The 25,878-nt window shown below is 71.3% G+C and carries 24 protein-coding genes and 1 pseudogene; 7 read left to right on the top strand and 18 right to left on the bottom strand.

Annotated features, from left to right (window positions below):
* Positions 1–16: 16 nt before the first annotated feature.
* Together dapF and lptM are read right to left on the bottom strand one after the other, a co-directional pair.
* On the bottom strand, positions 17–886 hold the full coding sequence (dapF, locus tag K311_RS0110620; protein ID WP_026817297.1) for a diaminopimelate epimerase: 870 nt from the start codon (positions 884–886) through the stop codon (positions 17–19).
* Positions 883–1,101 carry an LPS translocon maturation chaperone LptM gene (gene lptM / locus K311_RS0110615; protein ID WP_026817296.1) on the bottom strand — a complete coding sequence of 73 codons (219 nt, stop codon included), beginning with the start codon at positions 1,099–1,101 and terminating at the stop codon, positions 883–885. The genes dapF and lptM overlap by 4 nt, the downstream gene beginning before the upstream one ends.
* Positions 1,102–1,144: 43 nt before the next feature.
* Between lptM and K311_RS0110610 the strand changes: the two genes are divergently transcribed.
* Positions 1,145–1,795, top strand: coding sequence for a hypothetical protein (locus tag K311_RS0110610; RefSeq protein ID WP_043797588.1), 651 nt, complete (start codon positions 1,145–1,147; stop codon positions 1,793–1,795).
* Between the two features lie 158 nt (positions 1,796–1,953).
* Here the strand turns inward: K311_RS0110610 and K311_RS0110605 are convergent, their stop codons facing one another.
* From K311_RS0110605 to K311_RS0110590, 4 genes are all read right to left on the bottom strand, one after another.
* Positions 1,954–4,068: a prolyl oligopeptidase family serine peptidase gene (locus tag K311_RS0110605; RefSeq protein ID WP_026817294.1), complete on the bottom strand. Its 2,115-nt coding sequence runs from the start codon at positions 4,066–4,068 to the stop codon at positions 1,954–1,956.
* 169 nt (positions 4,069–4,237) lie between these two features.
* On the bottom strand, positions 4,238–4,498 hold the full coding sequence (locus K311_RS0110600) for a hypothetical protein (RefSeq protein WP_026817293.1): 261 nt from the start codon (positions 4,496–4,498) through the stop codon (positions 4,238–4,240).
* A 170-nt stretch (positions 4,499–4,668) separates the two neighbouring features.
* Positions 4,669–5,679 (bottom strand): patatin-like phospholipase family protein, encoded by a 1,011-nt coding sequence (locus K311_RS0110595; protein WP_081683412.1) that lies wholly within the window; start codon positions 5,677–5,679, stop codon positions 4,669–4,671.
* On the bottom strand, positions 5,669–6,643 hold the full coding sequence (locus K311_RS0110590; protein ID WP_026817291.1) for a helix-turn-helix transcriptional regulator: 975 nt from the start codon (positions 6,641–6,643) through the stop codon (positions 5,669–5,671). Before K311_RS0110590 ends, K311_RS0110595 begins: the two co-directional genes overlap by 11 nt.
* A gap of 169 nt (positions 6,644–6,812) precedes the next feature.
* Here K311_RS0110590 and K311_RS0110585 point away from each other — a divergent pair, with 169 nt between their 5' ends.
* The 3 genes from K311_RS0110585 to K311_RS0110575 are packed head-to-tail and all read left to right on the top strand — an operon-like array spanning position 6,813 to position 11,697.
* Positions 6,813–9,893, top strand: a complete 3,081-nt coding sequence (locus K311_RS0110585; RefSeq protein WP_026817290.1) for a molybdopterin oxidoreductase family protein — start codon at positions 6,813–6,815, stop codon at positions 9,891–9,893.
* A complete protein-coding gene (locus tag K311_RS0110580; RefSeq protein WP_026817289.1) occupies positions 9,890–10,708 on the top strand; it encodes a 4Fe-4S dicluster domain-containing protein in 819 nt (272 codons plus the stop codon). The genes K311_RS0110585 and K311_RS0110580 overlap by 4 nt, the downstream gene beginning before the upstream one ends.
* Positions 10,708–11,697, top strand: a complete 990-nt coding sequence (locus tag K311_RS0110575; protein WP_026817288.1) for a dimethyl sulfoxide reductase anchor subunit family protein — start codon at positions 10,708–10,710, stop codon at positions 11,695–11,697. The genes K311_RS0110580 and K311_RS0110575 overlap by 1 nt, the downstream gene beginning before the upstream one ends.
* Positions 11,698–11,812: 115 nt before the next feature.
* On the opposite strand, the gene hemC is transcribed toward K311_RS0110575, so the two are convergent.
* From hemC to K311_RS0110545, 6 genes are read right to left on the bottom strand one after another with little or no spacing between them, the layout of a single operon-like run.
* A complete protein-coding gene (hemC, locus tag K311_RS0110570; protein WP_026817287.1) occupies positions 11,813–12,721 on the bottom strand; it encodes a hydroxymethylbilane synthase in 909 nt (302 codons plus the stop codon).
* A gap of 12 nt (positions 12,722–12,733) precedes the next feature.
* On the bottom strand, positions 12,734–13,468 hold the full coding sequence (locus K311_RS0110565; RefSeq protein ID WP_026817286.1) for a LytR/AlgR family response regulator transcription factor: 735 nt from the start codon (positions 13,466–13,468) through the stop codon (positions 12,734–12,736).
* Between the two features lie 12 nt (positions 13,469–13,480).
* Positions 13,481–14,149, bottom strand: coding sequence for an alpha/beta hydrolase (locus tag K311_RS0110560; RefSeq protein WP_043797552.1), 669 nt, complete (start codon positions 14,147–14,149; stop codon positions 13,481–13,483).
* A gap of 8 nt (positions 14,150–14,157) precedes the next feature.
* A complete protein-coding gene (locus K311_RS0110555) occupies positions 14,158–14,886 on the bottom strand; it encodes a hypothetical protein (RefSeq protein WP_026817284.1) in 729 nt (242 codons plus the stop codon).
* Positions 14,886–15,668 carry a hypothetical protein gene (locus tag K311_RS16495; protein ID WP_154659529.1) on the bottom strand — a complete coding sequence of 261 codons (783 nt, stop codon included), beginning with the start codon at positions 15,666–15,668 and terminating at the stop codon, positions 14,886–14,888. The genes K311_RS0110555 and K311_RS16495 overlap by 1 nt, the downstream gene beginning before the upstream one ends.
* Positions 15,661–16,527: an ATP-binding cassette domain-containing protein gene (locus K311_RS0110545; RefSeq protein ID WP_026817283.1), complete on the bottom strand. Its 867-nt coding sequence runs from the start codon at positions 16,525–16,527 to the stop codon at positions 15,661–15,663. Before K311_RS0110545 ends, K311_RS16495 begins: the two co-directional genes overlap by 8 nt.
* A 147-nt stretch (positions 16,528–16,674) precedes the next feature.
* On the opposite strand from K311_RS0110545, the pseudogene K311_RS16490 reads away from it, so the two are divergent.
* The 3 genes and pseudogenes from K311_RS16490 (at position 16,675) to K311_RS16480 (ending at position 19,600) form a co-directional block, all read left to right on the top strand.
* Positions 16,675–17,441, top strand: a pseudogene (locus K311_RS16490) (DUF72 domain-containing protein).
* Positions 17,434–18,240 carry a DNA-formamidopyrimidine glycosylase family protein gene (locus K311_RS16485; protein ID WP_081683410.1) on the top strand — a complete coding sequence of 269 codons (807 nt, stop codon included), beginning with the start codon at positions 17,434–17,436 and terminating at the stop codon, positions 18,238–18,240. The pseudogene K311_RS16490 and the gene K311_RS16485 overlap by 8 nt, the downstream one beginning before the upstream one ends.
* Before the next feature lie 139 nt (positions 18,241–18,379).
* Positions 18,380–19,600: an acyl-CoA dehydrogenase family protein gene (locus tag K311_RS16480; protein ID WP_043797572.1), complete on the top strand. Its 1,221-nt coding sequence runs from the start codon at positions 18,380–18,382 to the stop codon at positions 19,598–19,600.
* Positions 19,601–19,672: 72 nt separating this feature from the next.
* Here the strand turns inward: K311_RS16480 and K311_RS16475 are convergent, their stop codons facing one another.
* From K311_RS16475 to K311_RS0110500, 6 genes are read right to left on the bottom strand one after another with little or no spacing between them, the layout of a single operon-like run.
* Positions 19,673–20,029 (bottom strand): monovalent cation/H(+) antiporter subunit G, encoded by a 357-nt coding sequence (locus tag K311_RS16475; RefSeq protein WP_043797551.1) that lies wholly within the window; start codon positions 20,027–20,029, stop codon positions 19,673–19,675.
* On the bottom strand, positions 20,026–20,304 hold the full coding sequence (locus K311_RS0110520) for a K+/H+ antiporter subunit F (protein WP_026817282.1): 279 nt from the start codon (positions 20,302–20,304) through the stop codon (positions 20,026–20,028). The genes K311_RS16475 and K311_RS0110520 overlap by 4 nt, the downstream gene beginning before the upstream one ends.
* Complete coding sequence (locus tag K311_RS0110515) at positions 20,301–20,798, bottom strand: Na+/H+ antiporter subunit E (RefSeq protein ID WP_211223656.1); 498 nt, start codon at positions 20,796–20,798, stop codon at positions 20,301–20,303. Before K311_RS0110515 ends, K311_RS0110520 begins: the two co-directional genes overlap by 4 nt.
* Positions 20,795–22,492 carry a monovalent cation/H+ antiporter subunit D gene (locus K311_RS16470; protein ID WP_081683409.1) on the bottom strand — a complete coding sequence of 566 codons (1,698 nt, stop codon included), beginning with the start codon at positions 22,490–22,492 and terminating at the stop codon, positions 20,795–20,797. Before K311_RS16470 ends, K311_RS0110515 begins: the two co-directional genes overlap by 4 nt.
* Entirely contained in the window at positions 22,492–22,830 is a 339-nt protein-coding gene (locus K311_RS0110505; protein WP_026817280.1) for a Na+/H+ antiporter subunit C, read from the bottom strand. The genes K311_RS16470 and K311_RS0110505 overlap by 1 nt, the downstream gene beginning before the upstream one ends.
* Positions 22,830–25,757 (bottom strand): monovalent cation/H+ antiporter subunit A, encoded by a 2,928-nt coding sequence (locus tag K311_RS0110500; RefSeq protein WP_043797549.1) that lies wholly within the window; start codon positions 25,755–25,757, stop codon positions 22,830–22,832. Before K311_RS0110500 ends, K311_RS0110505 begins: the two co-directional genes overlap by 1 nt.
* Between the last annotated feature and the right edge of the window lie 121 nt (positions 25,758–25,878).

Here is a 25,878-nt window from a genome sequence, read left to right as displayed (position 1 = left end):
TCGGGCTCCTGGGAAATCAGCGCGCCGGCGCGGCGGCGGCGGCGAAGGCGGCGGCGAAACTGCCGTCGAACACGAACGCGGTCGGCCCCGACAGCGTCACCGGCGCATCGTCCTGCGGCCAGCGCACGCCGAGCACGCCGCCGGGCAGTTCCACCGCGACCTCGCGGCCGACCCGGCCCCGGCGCACCAGCACCGCGACGGCCGCGCAGGCACCGCTGCCGCAGGCGCGCGTCTCGCCGACACCGCGTTCGTACACGCGCAGGCGGATGCGGTCCGGTGCCAGCACCTGGGCGAAGCCGACATTGACGCCGTCGGGAAAATCACCGCTGCCCTGCAGCCGCGTCGCGAGCGTCGCCACCGGCGTCGCGGCGGCGTCGGCGACTTCGACCACGGCATGCGGATTGCCCATCGACACGGCGCCGAAGCTCAGCACCTCGTCGAAGAGCCGACGCCGGTACTGCGGCGCCTCGGCCTCGGCCGTGAAGGGAATCGCCGTCGGGGCGAAGTCGGGACGCCCCATCTCCACCGCGAAACGACCATCGTCGAGCACCTCGACGCGCAACGGGCCGGACGGACTGTCGAGCACGAAGTCGCGGCCGATCTGCAGGCCTTCGCGGCGCAGCCAGGACGCGACGCAGCGCGCACCGTTGCCGCACTGCCGCGCCGGCGAGCCGTCGGTGTTCCAGATGCGGAAGCCGGCGACCGCGCCCGGAGTGCGCGCGGCCTCGATGCCGAGCAGCTGGTCGAAGCCGACGCCGGTGCAGGGGTCGGCGACCGCGCGGATCCATTCCGGCGCCGGCTCGAACCCGCCCCGCAGGTCGACGACCACGAAGTGGTTGCCGGCGCCGTGCATCTTGCTGAAGCGCTGGGCCGCGACCACGTTCATTCGTCGCCGCTGGAATCCACGCGCGGGGCCGCTTCGGTCGGGGTGACGGCGTCGATGCGTTCGGCGGCCGGCGGCCGCGAGGTACCGCCGGTGGGCTGCGCGCTGCCGTTGTTCGCGGTATCGGCCTCGGGCAGCACCAGCGGCCCCTTCATGCCGCAGCCGGCGGCGAGCAGCAGCGCGGACACGAGGACGACGGCGTTACGGGTCGTTTTCATGGCCGCGAGTATAGTCCGGCCGACATCCGCGACGGGGGCGACGATGACGCTGGCGTACTGGCTGTGGGCGGCGGCGCTGCTGCTGGGGCTGATCGGCCTGGCGATGCTGCTGCGGCGCGGGCGCGGGCGCGGCGGTGCCGGCCGGCTGCTGCGGCGCCTGCTCGGCCTGCTGCTGGTGCTGGCGGCGCTGGTGACCGGCGGCGCCGGCCTGTTGCTGCGGCACTGGTCGTGGCTGGTCGCCGACCTGCCGGTCGCGCGCATCACGCTGAAACAGGAGGCGCCGCAGCGCTTCCGCGCGACGCTGGTCAGCGCCGACGCACCGGCGCGCGAGTACGTGCTGCTCGGCGACGAATGGCAGCTCGACGCGCGCGTGCTGCGCTGGGCGTTGCCGGCACGGTTCACGCTGTCGCCGGTCTACCGCCTCGAGCGCCTCGGTGGCCGCTACGGGGATCCGAAGCAGGAACTCGACGGGCCGCGCAGCGTGCACGACCTGCGCCGGGACTGGGATTTCTGGGAGTTCCACCAGCGCTGGCTGGCGACGCTGCCGATCGCGGATGCGCGCTTCGGCAGCGCCGCCTACCTGCCGATGCTCGACGGCGCCACCTACGACGTCTTCGTCAGCCCCGGCGGTGGCCTCGTCGCGAAGCCGGCGGATGCGGCGACGGAGGGCTTGCTGCGCGAGGCCGGCTGGTAATCCCCCCACCCCACCCACCCGTAGGAGCGCCTTCAGGCGCGATGCTTTCCTTCTTTCCCGACCAGGACGCGAAAGGCATCGCGGCTGAAGCCGCTCCTACGGGGCGCGATGGGTGCGAAGGGCATCGCGGCTGAAGCCGCTCCTACAGGAACGGCGGGTTATTTGCCGGCGAACAGCTTCTGTTTGAGGAAGGTGTAGGCCAGCGCACGCATGTAGGCGTCCTGGGCATTGTTCGCCGCACCGCCGTGGCCGCCCTCGATGTTCTCGTAGTAGAGGACGTCGTGACCCTGCTCCATCATGCGCGCCATCATCTTGCGGGCATGGCCCGGATGCACGCGGTCGTCGCGGGTCGAGGTCGTGAACAGCACCGGCGGGTAAGCGACGTCGGCGGACACGTTCTGGTACGGCGAGTAGCGGCGCAGGAAGGCCCAGTCCTCAGGGATGTCCGGATCACCGTATTCGGCGACCCAGGACGCGCCGGCGAGCAGCTTGTTGTAGCGCCACATGTCGAGCAGCGGCACCTGGCAGACGACGGCGCCGAACAGCTCCGGATACAGCACGGTCATGTTGCCCATCAGCAGGCCGCCGTTGCTGCCGCCCTGGATGCCCAGGCGCTGCGGCCGCGTCACCTTGCGCGCGATCAGGTCCTGCGCCACCGCGGCGAAATCCTCGTAGGCCTTGATGCGGTTCTCGCGCAGCGCCGCCTGGTGCCAGCGCGGGCCGTATTCGCCACCGCCGCGGATGTTGGCGACCACGAACACGCCGCCCTGCGCCAGCCAGCCGAGGCCGACGTTCGCCGAATACGCGGGAACCTGCGAGACCTCGAAACCACCGTAGCCGTACAGCAGGGTCGGGTTGTCGCCGTCGAGCGGCAGCGCCCTGGGGGCCACCATGAAGTACGGGACGCGGGTGCCGTCGGCGCTGGTCGCGAAGTGCTGGCTGATCTCGAAGCCGGAGGCGTCGAAGAAGGCCGGCAGTTGCTTCAGCTTCTCCGGCGCACCGCCGCCGATGGTGCCGTGGAACAGCGCGGTGGGCGTCAGGTAGTCGGTGACCGTCATGAAGTAGTCGTTCGACTCCTCACGGTCGACCGCGCCGATGCTGACCGTGCCGAGCGCCGGCGCCCCCTCGAGCAGCGCGCGCGTCCAGCCGTTTTCACCGGGCGTCAGCACGTACAGGCGGTTCTTGACGTCCTCGAGCACGTTGAGGATCACGTGGTCCTTCGTCACCGCGGTACCGGCCAGCGAGGTGTTGGCGGTCGGCGCGAACAGCACGTCGAACTCGCGCTTGCCGGCGAGGAAATCGTCGAGGCGGGTGATCAGCAGCGAGCCGGCGGCGTACTCGCGGTCGCCGACGGTCCACGGCTGGCGCAGCTCGACGCTCAGCCATTCGCGGTAGACGCCCTTCTCGGCACCGTCCGGCAGGTCGATCCTGACCGGCTGGCCGTCGCGGATCAGGTACAGCTCGTTCGTGTAGAAGGTCGTGCCGCGGTAGATGAAGTCGCGCTCGAAGCCCGGCGTGTCGTCGTGCCAGGCGCCGACGGAGATGTCCGAGGCCTGGCCTTCGAACACCAGCGTCGCGCGCTCCATCGGCGTGCCGCGCTTCCACAGGCGGGCGGTGCGCGGATATCCGGAGCTGGTCATCGAACCTTCGCCGAAATCGGTCATCACGTAGACCGTGTCGAGGTCGATCCAGCCCATGCTGCCCTTCGCCTCGGGACGGCTGAAGCCGCCGTCGACGAAGGCGCGGTCGGAAATGTCGAACTCGCGCGTCACCGTCGCATCGGCACCGCCGCGCGACAGGTTGATCAGGCAGCGGTCGTAGGCCGGGCGCAGGCAGTCGGCGCCGGCCCAGACCCAGTTGACGCCTTCGGCCTTGCCGAGCGCGTCGATGTCCAGCAGCACTTCCCACTTCGGATCCGGCTTGCGGTATTCCTCGAGCGTGGTGCGCCGCCAGACACCCTGCGGGTTCTGCCGGTCGCGCCAGAAGTTGTAGAAGTAGTCCCCCACCTTCGACACGTAGGGGATGCGCGCATCGGAGTTCATCGCGGCGAGCAGGTCGTCGCGCAGTTTCGCGAACTCCGGCGTCTGCGCCAGTTGTGCTTCGGACACGGCATTGCGGGCACGCACCCAGTCGAGGGCACCGTCGCCTTCGACGTCTTCGAGCCAGAGGTAGGGATCATCGGGCATGGCAGCCTCGGCGGCAGGCGGCTCGGCAGCGAGCGCGGCGGTGGACAACGTGGCGGCGGTCAGCCAGGCGAGGGCAGTGAGGCGCATCGGCAACTCCGGACGGATCGGACGGACCGGGGACGCTAGCACGGCCCGGCGCGGTAGGTCGGGGTTCGGAAGTCACGGGTTCGGAGGGGTGAAAGCCTTCGCATAGCGCCACGCGTCCCGGCCGTCAACCGGGATGGCGGCGGGCCACCACTCTAGCGCTCCCCGTCACTCAGCCGTGGCTGCGGCCGGTGCGCAGCGGTGCCACCTCGCCCCGGCGCGCGAAAAAAATCCTGACCCCGGCCATTGCGGCGACGCGCTGCCGGTGCAGGACCAGCAGACCGACGGCCGGCGCGATGACCAGCCAGTACGGCCACCAGCCGATCGTCGACATGCCCCGTGCGGCGGGCACGAAGGCCACGGCGGCGGTACCCAGGGCCAGGCACTGCCACAGTGTGCGGTTGACGACTTCGAACAGGGTCGGCGTGTGCATGGCGTGGCTCCGGTGACGTTGACCTGGAGATTGGCGAGCGGTCATCTCACGGGCCGAGACGCGGGGTGGGCGTGGGCGCTTGGGGTCGCGGCTGAGGCCGGGTGTGGCGCGGCTGAGGCCGGGTGTGAGTGTGATCGCGGCTGAAGCCGCTCCTACAGGGGGCGGCAGGGTCAGAGGCCGGCGGCGTCGAGGGCGCGTTCGGCGGCGTCGCGGCCGAGCTCGACCAGCTCACGCGCGCGCCAGAACTCGTAGAACAGCGCCGATTCGCCGCTGACCTGGATCAGCAGGTCGGGCGGATCCTGGGCGAGCTGGATGCGCGCCATCTGCGCCTGCATCGTGTCGAGCGAGCGCGCCATCAGGTCGACCAGGCCGTGCGGCTTCGGCGCCGCCGGCGCCGGTTCGGATTCGGCGCGGTGCACGATCGATTCCCATATCGCCGCCATGCGTTCGCGCAGGCGGGGGCCGCCGGCGACCTCGCCCGCGACGAGCGCGGACTCGCTGCCGGCCTCGCCCGCGGACGCGTCGCGGTCGGCGGCATGGGTATCGGTGGCGGTGACCGCGGGCGCCGGCGACGGGGACGCCACCGCCTGCGGCAGCGGATTGTTCCAGGGCGCCGGCGCGTTGACGTCGACGGCGATCACGCGGTCGACGTGCATCGCCCGCGTCGGCGCGATCGGCACCGGCGCCAGCAGGCCGCCGTCGACGAGGTCGCGGCGGCCCACGCGGTGCGGGGTGAAGATCATCGGGATCGCTATCGAGGCGCGGATCGCATCGAACAGGCGGCCGCGGGTCAGCCAGACCTCGCGCTGCCGTGCCAGATCCGTCGCGACCGCGACATACGGAATCGGCAGCTCCTCGATACGGTGGTCGCCGACCAGCTCGCGCAGCGCACCGATCACGCGTTCGCCGTGGAAGAGCCCGGGCGAGCCGAAGGCGAAGTCGAGCAGGCGCAGCACGCCGCGGCGTTCCAGCGCGCAGGCCCAGTCGCAGTATTCGTCGAGCCGGCCGGCGGCGAAGATGCCGCCGACCAGGGCGCCCATCGACGAGCCCGAGATGCCGGCGACCTCGTAACCGCGCTCGCGCAGCACCTGCAGCACGCCGATGTGGGCCAGGCCGCGGGCGCCGCCGGCGCCGAGCACCAGGGCGATGCGGCCACGCACCGGGGCCGGTTCAGTCGTCATACGCCGCCAGCGCCAGCTGCAGCAGGGTGCGCGCCTGCGCCCGCAGCGGCGGCGGCCCGACCACCTCGGCATCGGCGCCGTAACGCAGCACGTCCATCAGCAGTTCCCGGGCGTTGCTGTAGGGGATGCGCAGCTCGTAGCGGCCGTCGGGCAGGAAGGCGCCTTCCTGCTTCGAGTGCCAGTACTCGTCGGCGACCCAGCGCGCCGCCTTCGCCGAGAAGCGGATCACCGCGGTGCCCTTCGGCGTGCCGCTGAAGATGCCGTAGCTCGAGGACAGGTGCTGCTTGAGTTCGTCGTCGGGAATGTCGCGGGCGGTGGCGTCGAGCGCGCGCGCCTGGGCGATGCGGTCGACGCTGAAACTGCGCAGGGCCTCGCGGTCGTGGTCCCAGGCATCGAGGTACCAGTTGTCGCGGTAATGCGTCAGCCGCTGCGGCGACACGGTGCGGTGGGTGTGTTCGTTGGTCGAGCGCGCGAGGTAGTCGAAGGTGAGCTGGCGCCGTTCCAGCACCGCGCCGGCGACGACGCGGAAGGCGTGTTCGTCGCGGCGGCGCACGCCGCTGGCCAGCACGCGGATGCGTTCGACCGGCCAGCGGCGGCCGCCGGCATGCTGGTCGAGCAGCTTCTCGATGCGCCCGCGCAGCGGCGCCAGCGCGCTCTCGAGCACGCCCTGACCGGTGCGGTCGAGCAGCTGGTGGGTCGCCAGCAGCGCGTGCAGCTCGTCCGAGCTCAGCCACAGGCCCGGCAGCTCGAAGCGGTCGGCCTCGTCGGCGGCGTAGCGGAAGCCGCCGTCGCCGGTCGGATCGCTCTCGATCGGGGCGCCGAGCGCATCGCGCAGGAAGGCGATGTCGCGGTACAGCGTGGCCCGTGAACACTCCAGCTCGTCCATCAGCCGCTTCAGGCCGACCGGGTAGCGCGCGGACTTCAGGATGCGGTGCAGGGCGAGGGTGCGTTCGTAACGATCCATGGGCTTCGGATGGTGGCGTACGGAGCCCGAAGGATACGGCCTATCCCCCCTCCGCCGCCCCGTGGGAGCGCCTTCAGGCGCGATGCCTTCGCCGCGGAAGGACGGGCGAAGGCGTCGCGCCTGAAGGCGCTCCTACAGTGGGGACGGGGGAATGGGCCACAATGTGCGCATGCCAGAGCCGCACATCGCCACCCAGACCCCCGTCGGCGACACCGTCCGCCAGACGACCTGCTACATGTGCGCCTGCCGCTGCGGCATCAATGTGCACCTGAAGGACGGGCGGATCCGCTACATCGAGGGCAATCCGGCGCATCCGGTGAACCGTGGCGTGCTCTGCGCCAAGGGTTCGGCGGGGATCATGCAGCACTACTCGCCGGCGCGGCTGGAGCGGCCGATGAAGCGGGTCGGCGCGCGCGGCGAGAACCGCTTCGAGGAGATCTCCTGGGAAGAGGCCATCGCGCTGGCCACCGACTGGCTCCGGGCGGCGCGCGAGAAGGACCCCGACCGCCTCGCCTTCTTCACCGGCCGTGACCAGAGCCAGGCCCTGACCGGCTGGTGGGCGCAGCAGTACGGCACCATCAACTACGCGGCGCACGGCGGTTTCTGCTCGGTGAACATGGCCGCCGGCGGCCTGTACACGCTCGGCGGCAGCTTCTGGGAATTCGGCGAGCCGGACTGGGACCGGTCGCGCTACCTGATGATGTGGGGCGTCGCCGAGGACCACGACAGCAACCCGATCAAGCTCGGGCTCGGCAAGATGAAGGGCCGCGGCGCCAAGATCGTCGCGGTGAATCCGGTGCGCACCGGCTATGGCGCGATCGCCGACGAGTGGATCGGCATCCGCCCCGGCACCGACGGCCTGTTCGCCTTCGCGCTGATCCACGAGCTGCTGAAGGCCGACCGCATCGACCTCGACTACCTGGTGCGCTACACGAACGCGCACTGGCTGGTGATCCGGGATCCGGGCGCCGCGGACGACGGCCTGTTCGCCCGCGATGCCGACGGCCGCCCGCTCTGCTGGAACCGCGCCGCCCCCCCTGTAGGAGCGCCTTCAGGCGCGATGCCTTCCCCTGTAGGAGCGCCTTCAGGCGCGATGCCCTGCGCGGAAAGCATCGCGCCTGAAGGCGCTCCTACAGCGGCGGATGCCGTCGACATCTCGCCTGCGGTCGTCGGCGAGTACCGGCTGCCCGACGGCCGCAGCGCCGTCCCGGTGTTCCACCTCGTCGCCGAACGCTACCTCGATCCGCAGTACGCGCCGGATGCGGTGGCCGAACGCTGCGGCGTGCCGGCCGACACCATCCGCCGCATCGCCCGCGAACTCGCCGCCGCCGCTTTCGACCAGCCCTGCGTGATCGAGCAGCCGTGGACCGACGCCTGGGGCCGCCCGCACGAACGCATGGTCGGCCGGCCGGTATCCTTCCACGCGATGCGCGGCATCAGCGCGCACAGCAACGGCTTCCACACCTGCCGCGCGCTGCACCTGCTGCAGCTGCTGCTCGGCGCCGTCGACACCCCCGGCAGCTTCCGCTACCAGCCGCCGTTCCCGCGGCCGATCCCGCCCGGCAACCGCCCCGGCAAGACGCGCGGTGCGAACGGCGTGCTCGACGCCGGCCCGCTCGGTTTCGTGCACGGCCCCGAGGACCTGCTGGTCGACGCCGACGGCCAGCCGCGCCGCATCGACCACGCCTACTCGTGGAAATACCCGCTGGCCGTGCACGGGATGATGCATACGGTCATCCGCAATGCCTGGGCACGCGATCCAGGCCCGATCGACGTGCTCTTCCTGTTCATGGCCAACATGAGCTGGAACTCGGCGATGAACACCGCCGAGACGATGCGCTGGCTGACCGACCGCGACGAAGAAGGCGAATACCGCATCCCGAAGATCATCTACAGCGACGCGTATTCCAGCGAGATGGTCGCCTACGCCGACCTCGTGCTGCCGGACACCACCTATCTCGAGCGCTACGATGCGATCTCCCTGCTCGACCGCCCGATCAGCGACGCCGAATGCGCCGCGGATGCGATGCGCTGGCCGGTGCTGGATCCGGCGCAGTCGGAACAGCCGGTGGGATCGCGGCTGAAGCCGCTCCGGCAGCGGGATGTGCGCGGCTTCCAGTCGGTGCTGATCGATATCGGCGCGCGACTGGGGTTGCCGGGGCTGGTGAATGCCGATGGTTTACCGCGTTACCGCGACTATGCCGACTACATCGTCAACCACGAGCGCGCGCCGGGCATCGGCCTGCTCGCCGGCTGGCGCGGCGACGGCACGCAACACGGCAAGGGCCCGCCCAACCCGAACCAGCTCGAGCACTACCAGGCCAACGGCGGCTTCTGGCAGGGCGAAGTGCCGCATGCCGGCAGCTTCTTCAAGATGGCCAACCGCGATTACCTCGACTGGGCGCAGGGCATGGGTTTCATCCCGAAGGCCGAGCCGGTGGTACTGCAGCTGTACTCGGAGACGCTGCAGAAGTTCCGGCTCGCCGCGCAGGGGCACGGGCCGGTGCAGCCGCCCGAATCGGAGCGCGAGCGCGTCGCCACGTATTTCGATCCGCTGCCGTTCTGGTACGAGCCCTTCGAAGGCGCCCAGCTGTCCTCCTCCGCTGTAGGAGCGCCTTCAGGCGCGATGCCTTCAGGCGCGATGCCTTTGGGCGCGACTCGTTCAGGCGCAAAAGCGGAGAAAGGCATCGCGCCTGAAGGCGCTCCTACAGGGGCGACGCAGTTTCCGCTCAGCGCGGTGACGCAGCGGCCGCCGTTCATGTACCACGCCTGGGGCTCGCAGAATGCCTGGCTGCGGCAGATCACCGCCCGCAACTTCCTGTACCTGCACCCGTCCACCGCCGCGGCACACGGCATCGCCGACGGCGACTGGGTGCATGTCGATTCCCACCATGGCCGCATCACCGTGCAGTGCCGGCACGCCGGCAACGTGCAGCCGGACACCGTGTGGACCTGGAACGCGATCGGCAAGCGCCGCGGCGCCTGGAAGCTGGCGCCGGACGCACCGGAATCACGCAAGGGCTTCCTGATGAACCACCTGATCTCCGACGTGCTGCCGAAGAACGACTACGCCAACGCCGATCCGGTGACCGGCCAGGCGGCCTGGTTCGACCTGCGCGTGCGCATCTCGCGTGCGGACGACGCCGGGGCCGGCGAGTCCTCGCCGCAGTTCGCCGCCTTGTCGAAGGGCCCGGACAAGGACGAAGCGCTGCGTTACGGCGCCGGTTTCCGCCGCGGAGATCGCGCATGACTTCGCTGCCGCCACCGCCGGCGAAGAAGCTCGGCCTGGTCATCGACCTCGACACCTGCGTCGGCTGCCATGCCTGCGCGGTCGCCTGCAAGGAATGGAATGCCGGCGGCGTCGCGGCGCCGCTGCCGGACGAATCGCCCTATGGCGCCGAGCCGAGCGGCGTGTGGTTCAACCGCGTGCACTCCTACGAGATCGCGGCGACGCCGACGCAGCCGGCGACCACCCTGCACTTCCCGCGCTCCTGCTTGCACTGCGACACCCCGGCCTGCGTCACCGTCTGCCCGACCGGCGCCAGCTACAAGCGCGCCGAGGACGGCATCGTGCTGGTCGACGAGGACAAGTGCATCGGCTGCAAGCTCTGCTCCTGGGCCTGCCCCTACGGCGCCCGCGAATACAGCGCGGTCGAGGGCGTGATGAAGAAATGCACGCTCTGCGTCGACCGCATCTACAACGAGAGCATTCCGGAGGCGTCGCGGCAGCCGGCCTGCGTGCAGGCCTGTCCGACGCGGGCGCGGCATTTCGGCGATCTCGGCGACGCGGAATCGCCGGTATCGAAGCTGGTCGCCGAACGCGGCGGCGTGCCGCTGCTGCCTGAGCTCGGTTATGCGCCGGTGAACCGCTACCTGCCGCCGCGGCCGCGCCGCGCCCGCCCCGACCCAGCCGCTTCCGTAGGAGCGCCTTCAGGCGCGATGCCTTTGGACGCGATGCCCCGGGGCGGGAACGCGGGGGAAAGCATCGCGCCTGAAGGCGCTCCTACGGGGAGCGAAGGGATGAACCCACTGCTGCGCTGGCTCGACCGCGCCCTGAGCCGCTGATGCATCCCGCCTTCTCCGTCATTTTCTTCTCGACGCTGTCCGGGCTCGGCTACGGGCTGATCGCCTGGAGTTCGCTGCTGCTCGGCATCGGCTGGCGGGACGCGCTCGCCGGCAAGACGCCGATGATGTTCTTCGTCGCCCTGCTCGCGGCGACCTTGCTGGTCACGGTCGGCCTGCTGTCGTCGCTCGGCCATCTCGGCAAGCCGCAGCGCGCGTGGCGGGCGTTCTCGCAGTGGCGGACGTCGTGGCTGTCGCGCGAGGGCGTCGCCGCGGTGCCGACCTACCTGCCGGTGCTGGTGCTGCTGGCGACGCTGTCGTCGCCGTGGTGGCCGGACGGCGCCGGCGAGCGCTTCGCGCCCGGCAATGCCCTGCCATGGTTCGCGCTCGTCGCCGTCGTCGCGGGCTTCGCCGGCGCCGCCGCCACGGTGGTGTGCACGGCGATGATCTACGCGTCGCTGAAGCCGATCCCCGCATGGCGGCACCGCTTCGTGCTGCCGGTCTACCTGCTGTTCGCGCTGCTCACCGGCGGCCTGCCGCTGGCGGCGCTGCTGGCGCTCCATGCCTCCGCGACCGCGATCGCCGGGATGGCACTGGTGCTGCTGCTGCTGGCGACGCTGCTGGTGGTGCTCAAGCGCCGCTACTGGCGCGATGTCGATGCCGACGTCGCGGCGCCGGCCGACCGCGCATCGGCGCTCGGGCTACCGGCCGACCGCGTCGCGACCGTCTTCGAGCGCCCGCACACCGAGGCCAATTACCTGACGAAGGAGATGGGCTTCGTGGTCGCGCGCCGGCATGCCGCGAAGCTGCGGCGCATCGCCCTCGTGCTGTTCGGCTTCGTGCCGTTGCTGGCGGCGGTGATGGCGCTGCTGTGGCCGCCGGTCGCGAGCGTGGTGTTCGCTGTCGCGGCCGCCGCCGCGCTGGTCGGTGCGGTCGTCGAGCGCTGGCTGTTCTTCGCGCAGGCGCGGCATCTGGTCACGCTGTACTACTGACGGAACCGCGCGCGCTCCTCGTCTCTGTAGGAGCGGCTTCAGCCGCGATGCTCCTGACCGGCCCACCGGGAAAGCGATCGCGCCTGAAGGCGCTCCTACAAGGGGGGTGTGCGGTTTATTCGAGGAGGGGGCCGGCGCCGCGGGCGACGAGCATGTCGGCGACGTGGCGGCCGAGTTCCTCGGGTTCGCTGGCCGGACCGCTGGCGTAGCCGCGCACGGTGTAGCCGTCGGCGGCGTTGCCGACCAGGCCTTCGAGTGACAGACGCTCGCCCTTCAGGGTCGCGTGCGCGGCGATCGGCACCTGGCAGCTGCCACCGAGTTCGCGCGTCATCGCCCGCTCGGCGCTGACGCAGCTTCGGGTCGGCAGGTGATCGAGCGCCTTCAGCAGGGCGATCGTCGCCTCGTCGTCGGCGCGGCATTCGACCGCGATCGCGCCCTGGGCGGCGGCCGGGATGAAGCGCGGCGCGACCAGGCGTTCGCGGATGCGCGTTTCCAGGCCGAGGCGGATCAGGCCGGCGGCGGCGAGCACGATCGCGTCGTAGTCGCCGGCATCGAGCTTGCCGAGGCGGGTGTTCACGTTGCCGCGCAGGTCGACCAGCTTCAGGTCCGGCCGGTGCGCGCGCAGCAGCGCCTGCCGGCGCAGCGACGAGGTGCCGACGACGGCGCCGAAGGGCAGTTCCTCCAGCGCCTCGTATTTGTTCGACACGAAAGCGTCGAAGGGATCGGCACGTTCGAGGATCGCCGGCAGCGCGAACGGACCGTCGAGTTCCATCGGCACGTCCTTCAGGGAATGCACCGCGGCGTCGGCGCGGCCCTCGAGCATCGCGACCTCGAGCTCCTTCAGGAACAGGCCCTTGCCGCCGACCTCGGCCAGCGGGCGGTCGAGCAGCTGGTCGCCGCGGGTGGTCATCGGCACCAGCTCGACCTCGAGCTCGCGGTGGGCGGCGCGCAGGCGCTCGGCGACGTGGTTGGTCTGCCAGAGCGCGAGCGCGCTTTCACGGGTGGCCAGGCGGATCGTCGGCATTCGCGGATTCCTTCAGAGATGTTTGAGACGTTCGCGCAACACCGGCAGGCAGCGGCGGCTGACCTCGAGCGGGCCGGCGCCGCTGCGCAGCCAGGCATGCACCTGGCCGTCGGTGCCGCGGCGCAGCTCGGCGAATTCCTCGGTGGCGACCAGGCAGTTGCGGTGGATGCGGATGAAGCGGTCGGCGAACTCGGTTTCGAGCGACTTCAGCGATTCCTCGATCAGGTCCTCGCCACGCGTGTGGTGCACGACCACGTACTTCTCCTCGGCCTGCAGGTAACGCACCTCGTCGATCGGGATCAGCCGCAGGGTGCCGCGCAGGCGTGCGCTCAGGTGGCTGCGGCGGCGGCCCTGCATCGCTTCCGGCAATGCCGGCAGCTGCGCCGCGGCGCGCTGGCGGCGGGCGCGTTCCAGCGCCTCGGCGAGGCGCTCGCGGCGCACCGGCTTGACCAGGTAGTCGACCGCCGCCGCCTCGAATGCGGCCAGCGCGTGCTGGTCGTAGGCGGTGCAGAACACCAGCGCCGGCGGCGCGGCCATGCCGGCGAAATGGCGCGCCGCCTCGAGGCCGTCCATCACCGGCATCTGCACGTCCAGCAACACGACGTCGGGCGCCAGCTGCTCGGCGCGTTCGACCGCCTCGCGGCCGTTGCCCGCCTCGCCGGCGATCTCGTGGCCGCCGAGTTCGGTGAGCAGCGCCGCCAGCCGCTGCCGCGCCAGCGGTTCGTCGTCGACCAGCAGGACCTTCATCGCCTCCCTCCCCTAGCCTGCGAACCGGCGCTCCATCCAGTCGCCGAGATCGCGGATCTCCTCGAAGCTCACCTGGTGCGCCATCGGGTAACTGTGCCACTCCACGTCGTTGCCGAGCTTGCGGATCACGTCGCGGCTGAGCGCGCCGAGCGATTCCGGCACCACCTGGTCGCCGCCACCGTGGCCCATGAACACCGGCGTCGTGCCGGCGGCCGTGGTGGCTTCCTGGGTGATCGTCGAAATCATCGGCAGGTAGGTCGACAGGCCGACGATGCCGGCCAGCGGCTGCACCCGGCGCAGGCCGGTCGCGAGCGCGATCGCGCCGCCCTGCGAGAAGCCGGCGAGGATCGTGCGCGAGGGCGGGATGCCGCGCTCGAGCTCGCGGAACAGCAGCGCCTCGACGTCGGCGATCGACTCGCGCACGCCGGCCTCGTCGGCACGCTGGTCCAGGCTCAGGTCGCGGATGTCGTACCAGGCCGGCATGCGCATGCCGCCGTTGATCGTCACCTTGCGGTGCGGCGCGTGCGGGAACACGAAGCGGATCGCCGGCCAGTGCGGGCGCACCAGCTCCGGCACGATCGGCGCGAAGTCGTTGCCGTCGGCGCCGAGGCCGTGCAGCCAGACGATGCTCCAGGTCGGTTCGGGGCCGGTTTCGCGGGTGACGGCGTCGAGCAATGGCATGCGGGGCTTTACTCCTCGATGGGGGCTTCGATGGGAACGACGCGAACGTGGTCCGCACCCCGGGCGCGGCCGAGGCCGTAGTCGGCGCGCTCGGCGAGATGCAGCGTGAGTTCGCCGATCCGCTGCGGTTCCTGCAGCCAGACGTAGGCCCCGGCCGAATACGCGTCCAGCGACCCGATCGCGCCGCCGTCGATGCGGAGCTGGCCGCAGGGGCCGACGTAGCCGGTTGCCGCCGCCATCACTGCAGCGTAGGCCGGTTCGCCGGCGCCCGCAGGGCAGCCGCCGGTGTGGCGGAGCACGAGCCGCCCGGCGTCACCGTTCCAGATGATGCCCGACGTCGACGTCACCTCCAGCGCCGCCACGGGAACGCTGGCCTGCAGGGTCGCGCGGTCCACCGCCAGCGACAGCGCTTCGACCGTGGCCGGCAGGTCGAGCGTGTAACTCCGGTAATAGCCGCGCAGCGCGTCGTCCTCGCCACGCGGCCGGTCTTCGAGCACCAGCGTCGTGCCGTCCAGTCGCATCATCGGCGCCGCGTCGGCGGCGATGCCGGTAATCCCGGAGCCCGTCCCGAAGCGGAGGGTGACGTCGGCACGCGAGGTGATGCGCACCGCGGTGATCGTTCCCTCGGGCAAGGGCAATGTCGTCGGCGCGACCTCGCGTGGGACCGGCCTCGGCAGGATCATCGCCGCGACGAGCACGGCGATGGCGACGGCGAAGGTGGGCAGGGCCTTGTTCATCACGCCTCCTGCCGTTCCTGCAGCGCGAACAGCGCCGCCAGCCAGACCAGCGCCGGGATCAGCAGCCAGGTGCCGCCCAATACGAGCTGCGCAGGCAGCCCGTGACGATCGCGCTCGTGCCAGAACGCGAAGAAGGTGTCGTTGCCGCCGACGCCCGCGATCAGGATCAGCACCAGCATCAGCCCGAAGCCGGCGACCAGGGTCTTGATGAAGGGCCAGCGGTGGAAATAGAGGCTGCCGAGCAGGGCGAAACCCTGCAGCGCCAGCACGACCGGAACCAGCGTCGCCCAGCCGGCCGCCGGCATCGCCTGCCATGGGCGCAACACGCCGTAATCCTCCGGCTTCAGATAGGCGTAGCTATCGCCGCTGATCGCCATCAGCTCGCCGGCCTGCGACGCCGCGATCAGGCCCGCAGGAATGTTGCAGATCTGGAACGCGAGCGTGTACGCGAGCGGGTACGCCACCGCCACCACCAGCACCGCCAGCAGCCATTTCTCGAACGCGGTCGCCGGGCGTGTCAGCAGCAGCAGCGCCGACTCGCGCCGCGCCATCGCCTGGAAATAGCGGCCGGCGAAGATCGTTCCGGTGATCACCAGGCCGGCGATCCAGAGGCCGCCCTGGCTCGCCTTCGACAGCGTGAAGCTGCCCGCGCCCGGCAGCAGCAGCGCGAGCACGAGCAGGCAGTGCACGATCACGCCGACGCCGAGGAACCAGGCCCAGGTGCGGCGCTCCTCGAGCCAGGTGGCGATCACGAGGCGGCGGAAGCGTGCGGGATCAAACACCGGCCACCTCCGCGCGCTTCGCCGCAAGCGCGGCGAGCACGCCGGCCTGGTTGCGGCTCAGCGCCTTGTAGAGCAGTTCGAGGTGCACGCGCCCGGGCTGCCCGCCGCGGTTCGCGGCCACGTACGCGTGCTGTTCGCCGAGCGCTTCGCTGTAGACCAGGTCGGGCAACGCCGCGAGGGCAACGGCATCGGCGGCGACGCCGCAGGTGAGCGCGGCGGCGACTTCGGCCAGCGGCGCCGACAGCGCCAGCCTTGCAGCGTCGACGAACAGCACGTGGCTCATGATCGTTTCGAGGTCGTGCGCCTGGTGGGTGCTGATGATCACGATGCGCTCGCGCTGCTCGGGCCGGCGCACGATCGCGCGGAACTGGTCGCGGCCGAGGATGTCGAGGCCGTTGGTCGGTTCGTCGAGCAGCAGCAGCGGCGTCAGCGTCGCCAGCGCGAAGGCGATCGCGGCCTTCTTCTTCTGGCCGAGGCTCATCTCGCCGAAGCGGTGGTCGCCGGCGAGTTCGAATTCGTGCAGGTAGGCGGCGAAGGCGTCGCGGGAGAAGCGCGGGTAGAAGCCGGCGTGCACCTTCGCGAGCTGGGTCGGGGTGACGTCGGGGAGGTGGAACTCCTCCGGGACCAGGTGCATCGCGGCGAGGAAGTCCGGGTGCCGCCGGCGCGGCTCGCGGCCGTTCACGACGATGCGGCCGCGCTCCGGGAACAGCAGGCCGGCGAGCAGCTTCAGCAGGGTCGACTTGCCGCTGCCGTTGCGGCCGAACAGGCCGTAGACGCCGGGGCGGTCGATCTGCAGCCGGAAGCCGTCGTACAGGCGACTGCGTCGGTAGCCGAATTGCAGATCGTCGATCTGGATCACGTCGCGGCCCGGGGAAAGATTCCCGGCATTCTAGTCGGCCCTCCCCGCCGGGGACGTACCCCGTAGGAAATTTCCGACGGGGTACGTCCCCGGATAGCGGCTAGCCGGCTCTACGCGGCGTTGACCGGCGATCGGCGACACCGTGGCATGCCCCGCGCCCGTGCCGCTGTAGCGACCGCCCCCTCCGCCCGCGTCGGCTGCGCCGGTTGGAGCCATCCGCGCGCCTACGCGCCGCTGTTCGGCCCCGGCGAGTCCACCCTCGCCCGCTACGCCACCCGCTTCGACGTCGTCGAGATCAATTCCTCGTTCTACCGCCCGCACCAGGCGAGCACCTATGCGCGCTGGGCGGCGAACGTGCCGGCCGACTTCCGTTTCACGGTGAAGTTGCCGCGCACGATCACCCACGAAGCGCGGCTCGAGCGCTGCGGGCCGCTGCTCGATGCCTTCGTCGACGAAGTCTCCGGCCTCGGCCGCCGGCTCGCCTGCGTGCTGGTGCAGCTGCCGCCGACCTGCGCTACGACGCCCGCACCGCCGGCATCTTCTTCGGCATGCTGCGCCGACGGCTGCGGGTGGGCGTCGCCTGCGAGCCGCGGCATCCGAGCTGGTTCGAGGACGGCGTCGACGGACTCTGGCGCCGACACCGCGTCGCCCGCGTCGCCGCCGATCCGGCCTGCTGCCCGGCGGCGGCGGAACCCGGTGGCGATCCGCGCTGGCGCTACTGGCGCTGGCACGGCAGCCCGCGCATCTACTACAGCGACTACGACAACGAGGCCCTGCGCGCCCTGGCCGTGCAGGTGCAGGCGAGCACGACGCCGCCGGAGCGGCGCATCGTCATCTTCGACAACACCGCCGGCGGTCACGCGGCCGGCAATGCCGCGCGTTTCCAGGACCTGGCCGGAGGCCGTCATGCCTGAGGGTCCCACCCTGATCATGCTCGCCGAGGAGGCGGCGCGTTTCCGCGGCAAGACCGTGCGCCAGGTCAGCGGCAATGCGAAGACGCTGGACCTGCAGCGCATGCGCGGCCGTCGGCTGCGCCGCATCCGCACCTGGGGCAAGCACCTGCTGCTCGAGTTCGCCGGTTTCAGCCTGCGTGTGCACCTGATGCTGTTCGGCAGCTGGCGCATCGACGCGCGCAAACCGGGGCGCACGCCGACGGTGCGCCTGAACTTCGACAACGGCGAGCTCGAGTTCTACGCCAGCTCGCTGAAGTACGTCGAAGGCGAGCTCGACGACACCTACGACTGGGCCGGCGACGTGCTTTCCGACGCCTGGGATCCGGCGAAGGCGCGGCGCAAGCTAAAGAAGCAGCCCGACGAGATCGTCGCCGACGCGCTGCTCGACCAGGACGTGTTCGCCGGCGTCGGCAACATCATCAAGAACGAGGTGCTCTACCGCATCGGCGTCGACCCGCGCAGCACCGTCGGCGCACTGCCGCCGCGCAAGCTCGGCGAGATGATCCGCGAGGCCCGCCAGTACAGCTTCGACTTCCTCGCCTGGCGGCGCGAATTCGCGCTCAAGCGCAACCTGCTCGTGCACCGCCGCGCCAACTGCCCCGCCTGCGGCGCGCCGCTGCAACGCGCCGAACTCGGCCACCGCCGCCGCTGGGCGTACTGGTGCGCGCGCGACCAGGAACTGTTCACAACGGAAAAGAGCCGATCAAAGCCGATTCAAACCGAAAAGCCGAAGCCGAAAGTTCGAAAGAAGACGCGCTGACCAGACCCACCGCATCCCGCCGGAAGACGCGTTCGGTCGATCGGCTTCGATCGGCTTCGATCCGTTGTAAAGACGCCTGGAGCCGTTGCCCGCAGTGCCGCCCGGTGCCACGATCGCGGCAGTCGCGACGGGGGTGGACATGGATTTCGGATTCAGCGCGGAAGTGCAGGAACTGCGGGCGAAGCTGCAGGCGTTCTTCGACGAGTACATCCTGCCGAACGAAGCCGCGCACGCCGCCGAAGCCGCCGCGCACCGCGCCGCCGGCGATCCCTGGCGGCCGAGTCCGCTGGTCGAATCGCTGAAGGTGAAGGCGCGCGAGCGCGGGCTGTGGAATCTGTTCCTGCCGCGCTCGCCGCTGGCGCCGCAGGGACTGTCGAATCTCGACTACGCGCCACTGTGCGAGATCATGGGTCGGGTGCCGTGGTCGCCGGAGGTGTTCAACTGCTCGGCGCCGGACACCGGCAACATGGAAGTGCTGGCGCGCTACGGCAGCGACGCGCAGAAGGCGCGCTGGCTGGTGCCGCTGCTCGCCGGCGAGATCCGCTCGGCCTTCCTGATGACCGAGCCGGGAGTCGCCTCCGCCGACGCGACCAACATCCGCACCCGCCTGCGCCGCGACGGCGATCACATCGTGATCGACGGGCGCAAGTGGTTCGCCTCCGGCGCCGGCGATCCGCGTTGCACGGTCTACATCGTGATGGGCCGCAGCTTCGAAGACGCGCCGGCGCACCGGCAGCAGTCGATGGTGCTGGTGCCGGCGGACACGCCGGGCATCCGCGTCGTGCGACCGATGACGGTGTTCGGTTACGACGACGCCCCGCACGGGCACATGGAGGTCGAGCTGCGCGGCGTACGCGTGCCGGCGGAGAACGTGATCCTCGGCGAGGGCCGCGGTTTCGAGATCGCCCAGGGCCGGCTCGGTCCTGGCCGCATCCACCACTGCATGCGCTGCATCGGCCTGGCCGAACGCGCGCTCGAACTGCTCTGCGAACGCCTGCGCACGCGCCAGGCCTTCGGCCGCCGGCTCGCCGACTTCGACGTCTGGCACGAACGCATCGCCGAGGCGCGCTGCCTGATCGAACAGGCGCGGCTGCTGACCCTGAAGGCGGCGTGGGCGATGGACACCGTCGGCAACAAGGCGGCGAAGCGCGAGATCGCGATGATCAAGGTCGTCGCGCCCAACGTCGCCGAGAAGGTGCTCGACTGGGCGATCCAGGCGCATGGCGGCGCCGGCGTCAGCCAGGATTTCCCGCTCGCGCAGGCCTGGACCGCGGCGCGGGCGCTGCGTCTGGCCGATGGCCCCGACGAGGTCCATCGCGCCGCGATCGCGAAGTGGGAACTCGCCGACGCGTCGATGTAGGAGCGCCTTCAGGCGCGAATCATTGCCCTTGCCCGCGCGCAGCGCGGAAAAGCTTCGCGCCTGAAGGCGCTCCTACTGTTCCCGGTCGCGCGGCAGCGACGCGGTCGGCGTGCCCTCGATGCCCGCCTGCCGGCGCCGGAACAGCGACACGCGCGCCAGCAGCACCGTCGTCACCGGCACCGTCAGCGCGAGCAGCGCCGGCAGCAGCAGCGGATGCAGCGCGGCGCGGCCCTGCAGCACCGACAGATGGAGCGTGGCCGCACCGGCGACGCACCAGGTGCCGAGCGTGTACGCCAGCGCCGGCGGATGCATGCGGCGGAAGAAACCGGGCAGGCGCAGGAAGCCGACCGCGGACGCGACCACCAGCACGCCGCTGCCCACGAGCAGCGCGGCGACGCCGGCGTCGACCAGGAGATTGCCGGTGCTCATTCGATCACCTCCCCGCGCAGGATGAACTTCGCCATCGCCGACGAGCTCACGAAGCCGAACAGCGCGATCAGCAGCGCCGCCTCGAAGTAGCGGTCGCTCTGGTGGCGGATGCCCATCACCATCACCACCAGCATCGCGTGGAAGTACAGCAGGTCGAGCGCGAACACCCGGTCCTGCGCGCGCGGCCCGCGCACCAGGCGCACGAGCACCAGCACCGAGGCGAGCGCGTAGCAGCCCAGCGCGAACGTGGTGGCGGCCAGCAGCAGCGTGCTCATTCGAAGATCTCCCGCAGCGGCGATTCGTAGCGTTGCTTGTAGCGGGCGACGAAGGCGGCCTCGTCGCCGACGTTCCAGACGTGCAGCAGCAGCGAGCTGCGGTCCACCGCCAGTTCCGACCACACCGTGCCCGGCACGATCGTCGTCACCAGCGCCAGCATCGCCAGCCCGGCCGGGTCGCGCAGCTCGAGCGGCACGACCACGAAATGCGAATCCGGCTTCCGCGTGCGGAAGAACACGACGTCGAGCCCCACTTCGATGTTCGACGCGACCACGTCCACCATCACCCGCATAGCGAACCGCAGCGCGGTCGCCGGCCGCTTCAGCGGCGCGTGGACCAGCCGCAGGCGCGTGGTGAGCGGCGGCACCGCCAGCGCGACGATCGCGGCGACGAGCAGGTCGGCCGGTGCCGCGCCGCGCGCGAGCAGCAGCCACAGCGCGAACAGCACGAGGCTCAGCGCGGGCGCGGGAACCAGCCGGCGCAGCACGCTCATGGCCGGCCCCCGGCGGCTTCTTGCGCGGCCACCGGCACGACCACCGGCTCCACCGTCGGCAGCGCCGGCGCCGGCGGCCGCGCAGGCGCGGTGTCGGGAGTCGTCGGACCCGGCACCGTGCGCGCGCCGAGCACCGCGTCGATGTACGGCCGCGGCGCGTGCAGCGCGGTCGCGGTGTCGTTCGCGTAGCGCATCACCGGTTCGGCGAACAGCGCCAGCGCGACGCCGGCCGCCACCAGGAACAGCACCGCGCCGCCTTCCGCCGCGCGCAGCTGCGGTGCGTAGCGGCCGCCCTTCGACCAGAAGTGGCGGATGCCGGCCCGCGCGAGCGACGTGGTCGCGAAGAGGCTCGAGAGCAGCAGCAGGAAGACCAGCGACCACGCCGCCGGTCCGGCGCCGGGCTGCAGCGCCGCCGCGAGCAGCGCCACCTTGCCGAGGAACCCGGCCAGCGGCGGCAGCCCCGCCACCATCAGCGCGCAGGCGACGAACGCCAGGCCGAGCATCGCCACCGAGACCGGGAACGCGCGGCCGACCAGCGGCAGCGCGTCGTCGTCGAGGTTGTCGCCTTCGTCCGGCGCGGTGTCGATGTCCGGGCGCTGCGCGCCGCCCTCGATGCTGGTCCGCTTCACCAGCTCCACCAGCAGGAACAGCGTGGCGACCGCGATCGTCGCGCTGGCGACGTAGAACAGCGCCGCCGCGCTCAGCGCCGGCGCATCCAGCCCGATCGCCGCCAGCAGCGTGCCCGACGACACCAGCACCGAGTACGCCGCGATGCGCTCCAGCCGGATCGACGCCAGCAGTCCCACCGTGCCGAACGCCAGCGTGCACAGCCCGCCGTAGAGCAGCACCGCGCCGCCGAAATGCGCCGAGGGACCGGCCGCTTCCGAGAACACCAGCGTCCACAGCCGGAACAGCGCGTAGAAACCGACCTTCGACATCAGCACGAACAGCGCCGCGACCGGCATGCTCGCCGCCGTGTACGCCGGCACGAGCCATGCGTTGAGCGGCCACACCGCGGCCTTGATCAGGAACGCGACCGCGAGGATCGCCGCGCCGACGTGCAGCAGGCCGCGGTCGCCGTCGGGCACCGCGGCGGCCTTGTCGGCGAGGTCGGCCATGTTGAGCGTGCCGGTCACTCCGTACAGCACCGCGAGACCGACGAGGAACAGCGCCGACGCCATCAGGTTCACCGCGATGTAGTGCAGCCCCGAACGCACGCGCGGCCAGCCCGATCCGTGCATCTGCAGGCCGTACGACGCCGCCAGCAGCACCTCGAAGAACACGAAGAGATTGAACAGGTCGCCGGTGAGGAACGCGCCGTTCAGCCCGAGCAGCTGCATCTGGAACAGCGGGTGGAACCACGCGCCGGCGCGCGCCCACACGGCTTCGGCGTAGAGCGCGGTGGCGGTGCCGACCAGGCCCACAAGCACCAGCATCAGCACCGACAGCCGGTCGGCGACGAGCACGATGCCGAACGGCGCCTGCCAGTTCGCGGCGAGGTACACGCCGTGACCGCCGTCGGCGTCGACCGCGAGCAGCAGCACCGCGGCGACCGCGAGCCCGCCCGCCGTCGCGGCGATGTTGATCAGCGAGCGCGCGCGGCGGTTGCCGGCATCGATCGCCAGCAGCAGCGCCGCCGCCATCAGCGGCAGCACCAGCGGCACGATCACCAGCCCGGGCAGCAGCGACGCCATCAGTCCGACTCGCCGTCGACGTGATCGGTGCCGCTCAGGCCGCGCGCGGCGAGCAGCACGACCAGGAACAGCGCCGTCGTCGCGAAGCCGATGACGATCGCGGTCAGCACCAGCGCCTGCGGCATCGGGTCGGTGTAGTGCTCGAGGTCCGCCGGAATGCCGGCGGCGACGATCGGCGGCTTGTCGATCACCAGGCTGCCCATGCTGAAGATGAACAGGTTCACCGCATACGACAGCAGCGCCAGCCCCATCACCACCTGGAAGGTGCGCGGGCGCAGCACCAGCCAGATGCCGGAAGCCGCGAGCACGCCGATCGCCATCGCCAGAAGGGCTTCCATCAGGTCTCTCCCGGTTCGTCGCCGGCGCGCGGCGCCAGCTTGCGATGGGCACGGATCGACTGGTGCGCCAGCGCGGTCAGGATCAGCAGCGTGGCGCCGACCACGACAGTCATCACGCCGAGGTCGAAGAACGCCGCGCTCGGAACATGCAGCGCGCCGAGCACCGGCAGGGTCACGTGCGCGGTGTGGCTGGTCAGGAACGGGAAGCCGAACGCGACCGCGCCCAGCCCGGTCGTCGACGCGGCGAGCAGGCCGAAGGCCACCCACCGCACCGGCCGCACCTGCGCGCGCATCTCCACCCAGCGCGTGCCCGACGCGAGCGACTGCATCAGCAGCGCGATCGCGACCACCAGTCCGGCGACGAAGCCGCCGCCCGGTTCGTTGTGCCCGCGCAGGAAGAAATGCGCCGCGACCACCAGCGCCACCGGCAGCAGCAGCCGCGCCATCACGGCCGGCACCAGCAGGTAGCCGACCGGTTCGCCGTCGCGGCTGGGCGCGACCAGGTCGGTCCCGGTGTCGGCCGCGACCGCGCGCTGCTGCAGCGGCTGGGCGACGCTCTCCGCGGGTGGCCGGAAGCGGCGCAGCAGCGCGAACACCGTCAGCGCGACCGCGCCGAGCACGGTGATCTCGCCGAGCGTGTCGAGGGCGCGGAAGTCGACCAGCATCACGTTGACCACGTTCGTGCCACCGCCTTCGGAATACGCGCGCGACAGGAAGAACGGCGAGATGCTCTGCGGCGCCGGCCGCGTCAGCAGCGCGTAGGACAGCGCCGCCATGCCGCCCCCCACCGCGATCGCCAGCAGCAGGTCGCGGCCGCGGCGCAGCCGGCCGCGCAGCGCGTCGCGCTCGCCGACGCCCTCCAGGCGCATCGGCAGCCAGCGCAGGCCGAGCAGGAACAGCGTCGTGGTCACCACCTCGACGACGATCTGCGTCAACGCCAGGTCCGGCGCCGAGAACCACGCGAACGTCAGGCACGTCACCAGCCCGACGCCGCCCATCAGCGTGATCGCGACCAGGCGGTGGAACTTCGCCATCGCCGCGGCGCCGATCGCGCAGACCATGCCAATGATCCACAGCAGCACGAACGGCTGCGACGGCGGCAGCCGCGCCCGGTCGCCCCATTCCAGCGGCACGCCGCGCGACGCCAGCAGCGCCAGCACGAATCCGGCCGCGACGATCGCGAACACCTGCGGCTGCAGGCGGCGCGTGCCGGCGACGTGCAGGAAGGTGCGCGCGGCGCGCGTCGCCGCCAGCAGCCCGGCCTCGAACAGCTCGCGGCCGCTGATGTGGCCGATGCCCGGCGTGTCGAGCAGTTCGCCGCGCTCCTGCCGGCGGCGCAGCCACAGGTAGCCGAGCACGCCGCCGACGATCGCGACCAGGCTCATCAGCAGCGGCGGGCTGATGCCGTGCCAGACCGCCAGGCTGTACTCCGGCAGCACGCCGCCGACCACCGGCCGCGCCGCGGCCGCGAGGACGCCGCCCACCGCCCACTCCGGCGCGACGCCGACCACCAGGCACGCCAGCACCAGGAACTGGATCGGCAGCCGCATCCAGCGCGGCGGTTCCTCCGGCTGCCGCGGCAGGTCGGTGGACGGCGGACCGAAGAAGATGTCGTAGCCGAAGCGCAGGGAGTACACGACCGCGAAGATGCCGGCCACCGTCGCCACCAGGGGCAGCGTCCATTCGACCCACGGCTGCGAGCGCAGCATCACCGTTTCCGCGAAGAACATCTCCTTCGACAGGAAGCCGTTGAGCAGCGGCACGCCGGCCATCGCGCCGGTCGCCACCAGCGCCAGCACGCCGGTGCGCGGCATCGCCTTGATCAGGCCGTTGAGCTTGCCGATGTCGCGCGTGCCGGTCTCGTGGTCGACGATGCCGGCGGCCATGAACAGCGACGCCTTGAACGTGGCGTGGTTGAGGATGTGGAACACCGCGGCGACGGCGGCGAGCGGACTGTTGAGGCCCAGCAGCAGCGTGATCAGCCCGAGGTGGCTGACGGTGGAGTACGCGAGCACGCGTTTGAGGTCGTTCTGGAACATCGCCGCGTAGGCGCCGATCAGCAGCGTCGCCGCGCCGGTGCCGCCGACCAGCCAGAACCACAGGTCGGTGCCGGCCAGCACCGGCCACAGCCGCGCCAGCAGGAATACGCCGGCCTTCACCATCGTCGCCGAGTGCAGGTAGGCCGACACCGGGGTCGGCGCCGCCATCGCCCGCGGCAGCCAGAAGTGGAACGGGAACTGCGCGCTCTTGGTGAACGCGCCGAGCAGCACCAGCACCATCGCGAGCGGGTACAACGGGCTCGCCCGCACCAGCGCGCCCGCGGCGAGCACCGCGTCGAGTTCGTAGCTGCCGGCGATCTGCCCGATCACGATCACGCCCGCCAGCAGGCACAGCCCGCCGCCGCCGGTGACCACCAGCGCCATGCGCGCGCCGCGCTGCGCGTCGACGCGGTGGTGCCAGTAGCCGATCAGCAGGAACGAGACCAGGCTGGTCAGTTCCCAGAACACCACCATCTGCAGCAGGTTGCCCGACAGCACCACGCCGAGCATCGCGCCCATGAACGCGAGGAACATCGCGTAGAAGCGCGCCACCGGATCGTCGGGCGACATGTAGTAGCGCGCGTACAGGCACACCAGCACGCCGATCACGGTGACGACCAGCGCGAACATCCACGCGAACCCGTCCATCCGCAGCACCAGGTCCAGCCCCAGCGACGGCACCCACGCGAAGGTCTCCACGATGACGCCGCCGTCGCGCACGAGCGGGAACAGCGTGATCACCTTCACCGCCGCCGCCGCCGCGACCAGGCCCGCGACGCCGGCCAGCACCGTGCGGGCGCGGGTCGGCAGGAAGGCGGTGACCAGCCCGCCGAGGAACGGCAGCAACAGCAGCAGGAGCAGCGACGGCGACACCGCGCCCGCCGCCATCAGCCGACCCCTGCCGCGCCACAGGCGCGGGCGGTCGGCATGCGGGCCTGTTCCGTGGCCAGCCGGAAGCGGCGCGGGAACGCGCGGGCGGTGAACTCGTCCATGCCCGGATGTTAACCGA

The sequence above is a fragment of the Arenimonas composti TR7-09 = DSM 18010 genome, assembly GCF_000426365.1.
Taxonomy (GTDB): Bacteria; Pseudomonadota; Gammaproteobacteria; order Xanthomonadales; family Xanthomonadaceae; genus Arenimonas; species Arenimonas composti.
The sequence above is the reverse complement of the archived record's forward strand: the minus strand, read 5'-3'. Positions and strand labels throughout refer to the sequence as shown.

What these genes read in the sequence shown, in the direction of transcription:
- dapF (WP_026817297.1), bottom strand. Translation starts at nt 886, where the DNA reads ATGAACGTGGTCGCGGCCCAGCGCTTCAGCAAGATGCACGGCGCCGGC.
- K311_RS0110500 (WP_043797549.1), bottom strand. Translation starts at nt 25,757, where the DNA reads ATGGCGGCGGGCGCGGTGTCGCCGTCGCTGCTCCTGCTGCTGTTGCTG.
- K311_RS0110600 (WP_026817293.1), bottom strand. Translation starts at nt 4,498, where the DNA reads ATGCACACGCCGACCCTGTTCGAAGTCGTCAACCGCACACTGTGGCAG.
- K311_RS0110585 (WP_026817290.1), top strand. Translation starts at nt 6,813, where the DNA reads ATGCCAGAGCCGCACATCGCCACCCAGACCCCCGTCGGCGACACCGTC.
- K311_RS0110605 (WP_026817294.1), bottom strand. Translation starts at nt 4,068, where the DNA reads ATGCGCCTCACTGCCCTCGCCTGGCTGACCGCCGCCACGTTGTCCACC.
- K311_RS0110520 (WP_026817282.1), bottom strand. Translation starts at nt 20,304, where the DNA reads ATGAGCACGCTGCTGCTGGCCGCCACCACGTTCGCGCTGGGCTGCTAC.
- K311_RS16480 (WP_043797572.1), top strand. Translation starts at nt 18,380, where the DNA reads ATGGATTTCGGATTCAGCGCGGAAGTGCAGGAACTGCGGGCGAAGCTG.
- K311_RS0110595 (WP_081683412.1), bottom strand. Translation starts at nt 5,679, where the DNA reads ATGACGACTGAACCGGCCCCGGTGCGTGGCCGCATCGCCCTGGTGCTC.
- K311_RS0110505 (WP_026817280.1), bottom strand. Translation starts at nt 22,830, where the DNA reads ATGGAAGCCCTTCTGGCGATGGCGATCGGCGTGCTCGCGGCTTCCGGC.
- K311_RS0110560 (WP_043797552.1), bottom strand. Translation starts at nt 14,149, where the DNA reads ATGCCATTGCTCGACGCCGTCACCCGCGAAACCGGCCCCGAACCGACC.
- K311_RS16475 (WP_043797551.1), bottom strand. Translation starts at nt 20,029, where the DNA reads ATGAGCACCGGCAATCTCCTGGTCGACGCCGGCGTCGCCGCGCTGCTC.
- K311_RS0110565 (WP_026817286.1), bottom strand. Translation starts at nt 13,468, where the DNA reads ATGAAGGTCCTGCTGGTCGACGACGAACCGCTGGCGCGGCAGCGGCTG.
- K311_RS0110575 (WP_026817288.1), top strand. Translation starts at nt 10,708, where the DNA reads ATGCATCCCGCCTTCTCCGTCATTTTCTTCTCGACGCTGTCCGGGCTC.
- K311_RS16485 (WP_081683410.1), top strand. Translation starts at nt 17,434, where the DNA reads ATGCCTGAGGGTCCCACCCTGATCATGCTCGCCGAGGAGGCGGCGCGT.
- K311_RS0110580 (WP_026817289.1), top strand. Translation starts at nt 9,890, where the DNA reads ATGACTTCGCTGCCGCCACCGCCGGCGAAGAAGCTCGGCCTGGTCATC.
- K311_RS0110590 (WP_026817291.1), bottom strand. Translation starts at nt 6,643, where the DNA reads ATGGATCGTTACGAACGCACCCTCGCCCTGCACCGCATCCTGAAGTCC.
- K311_RS0110515 (WP_211223656.1), bottom strand. Translation starts at nt 20,798, where the DNA reads ATGAGCGTGCTGCGCCGGCTGGTTCCCGCGCCCGCGCTGAGCCTCGTG.
- K311_RS0110555 (WP_026817284.1), bottom strand. Translation starts at nt 14,886, where the DNA reads ATGAACAAGGCCCTGCCCACCTTCGCCGTCGCCATCGCCGTGCTCGTC.
- K311_RS16470 (WP_081683409.1), bottom strand. Translation starts at nt 22,492, where the DNA reads ATGGCGTCGCTGCTGCCCGGGCTGGTGATCGTGCCGCTGGTGCTGCCG.
- hemC (WP_026817287.1), bottom strand. Translation starts at nt 12,721, where the DNA reads ATGCCGACGATCCGCCTGGCCACCCGTGAAAGCGCGCTCGCGCTCTGG.
- K311_RS0110610 (WP_043797588.1), top strand. Translation starts at nt 1,145, where the DNA reads ATGACGCTGGCGTACTGGCTGTGGGCGGCGGCGCTGCTGCTGGGGCTG.
- lptM (WP_026817296.1), bottom strand. Translation starts at nt 1,101, where the DNA reads ATGAAAACGACCCGTAACGCCGTCGTCCTCGTGTCCGCGCTGCTGCTC.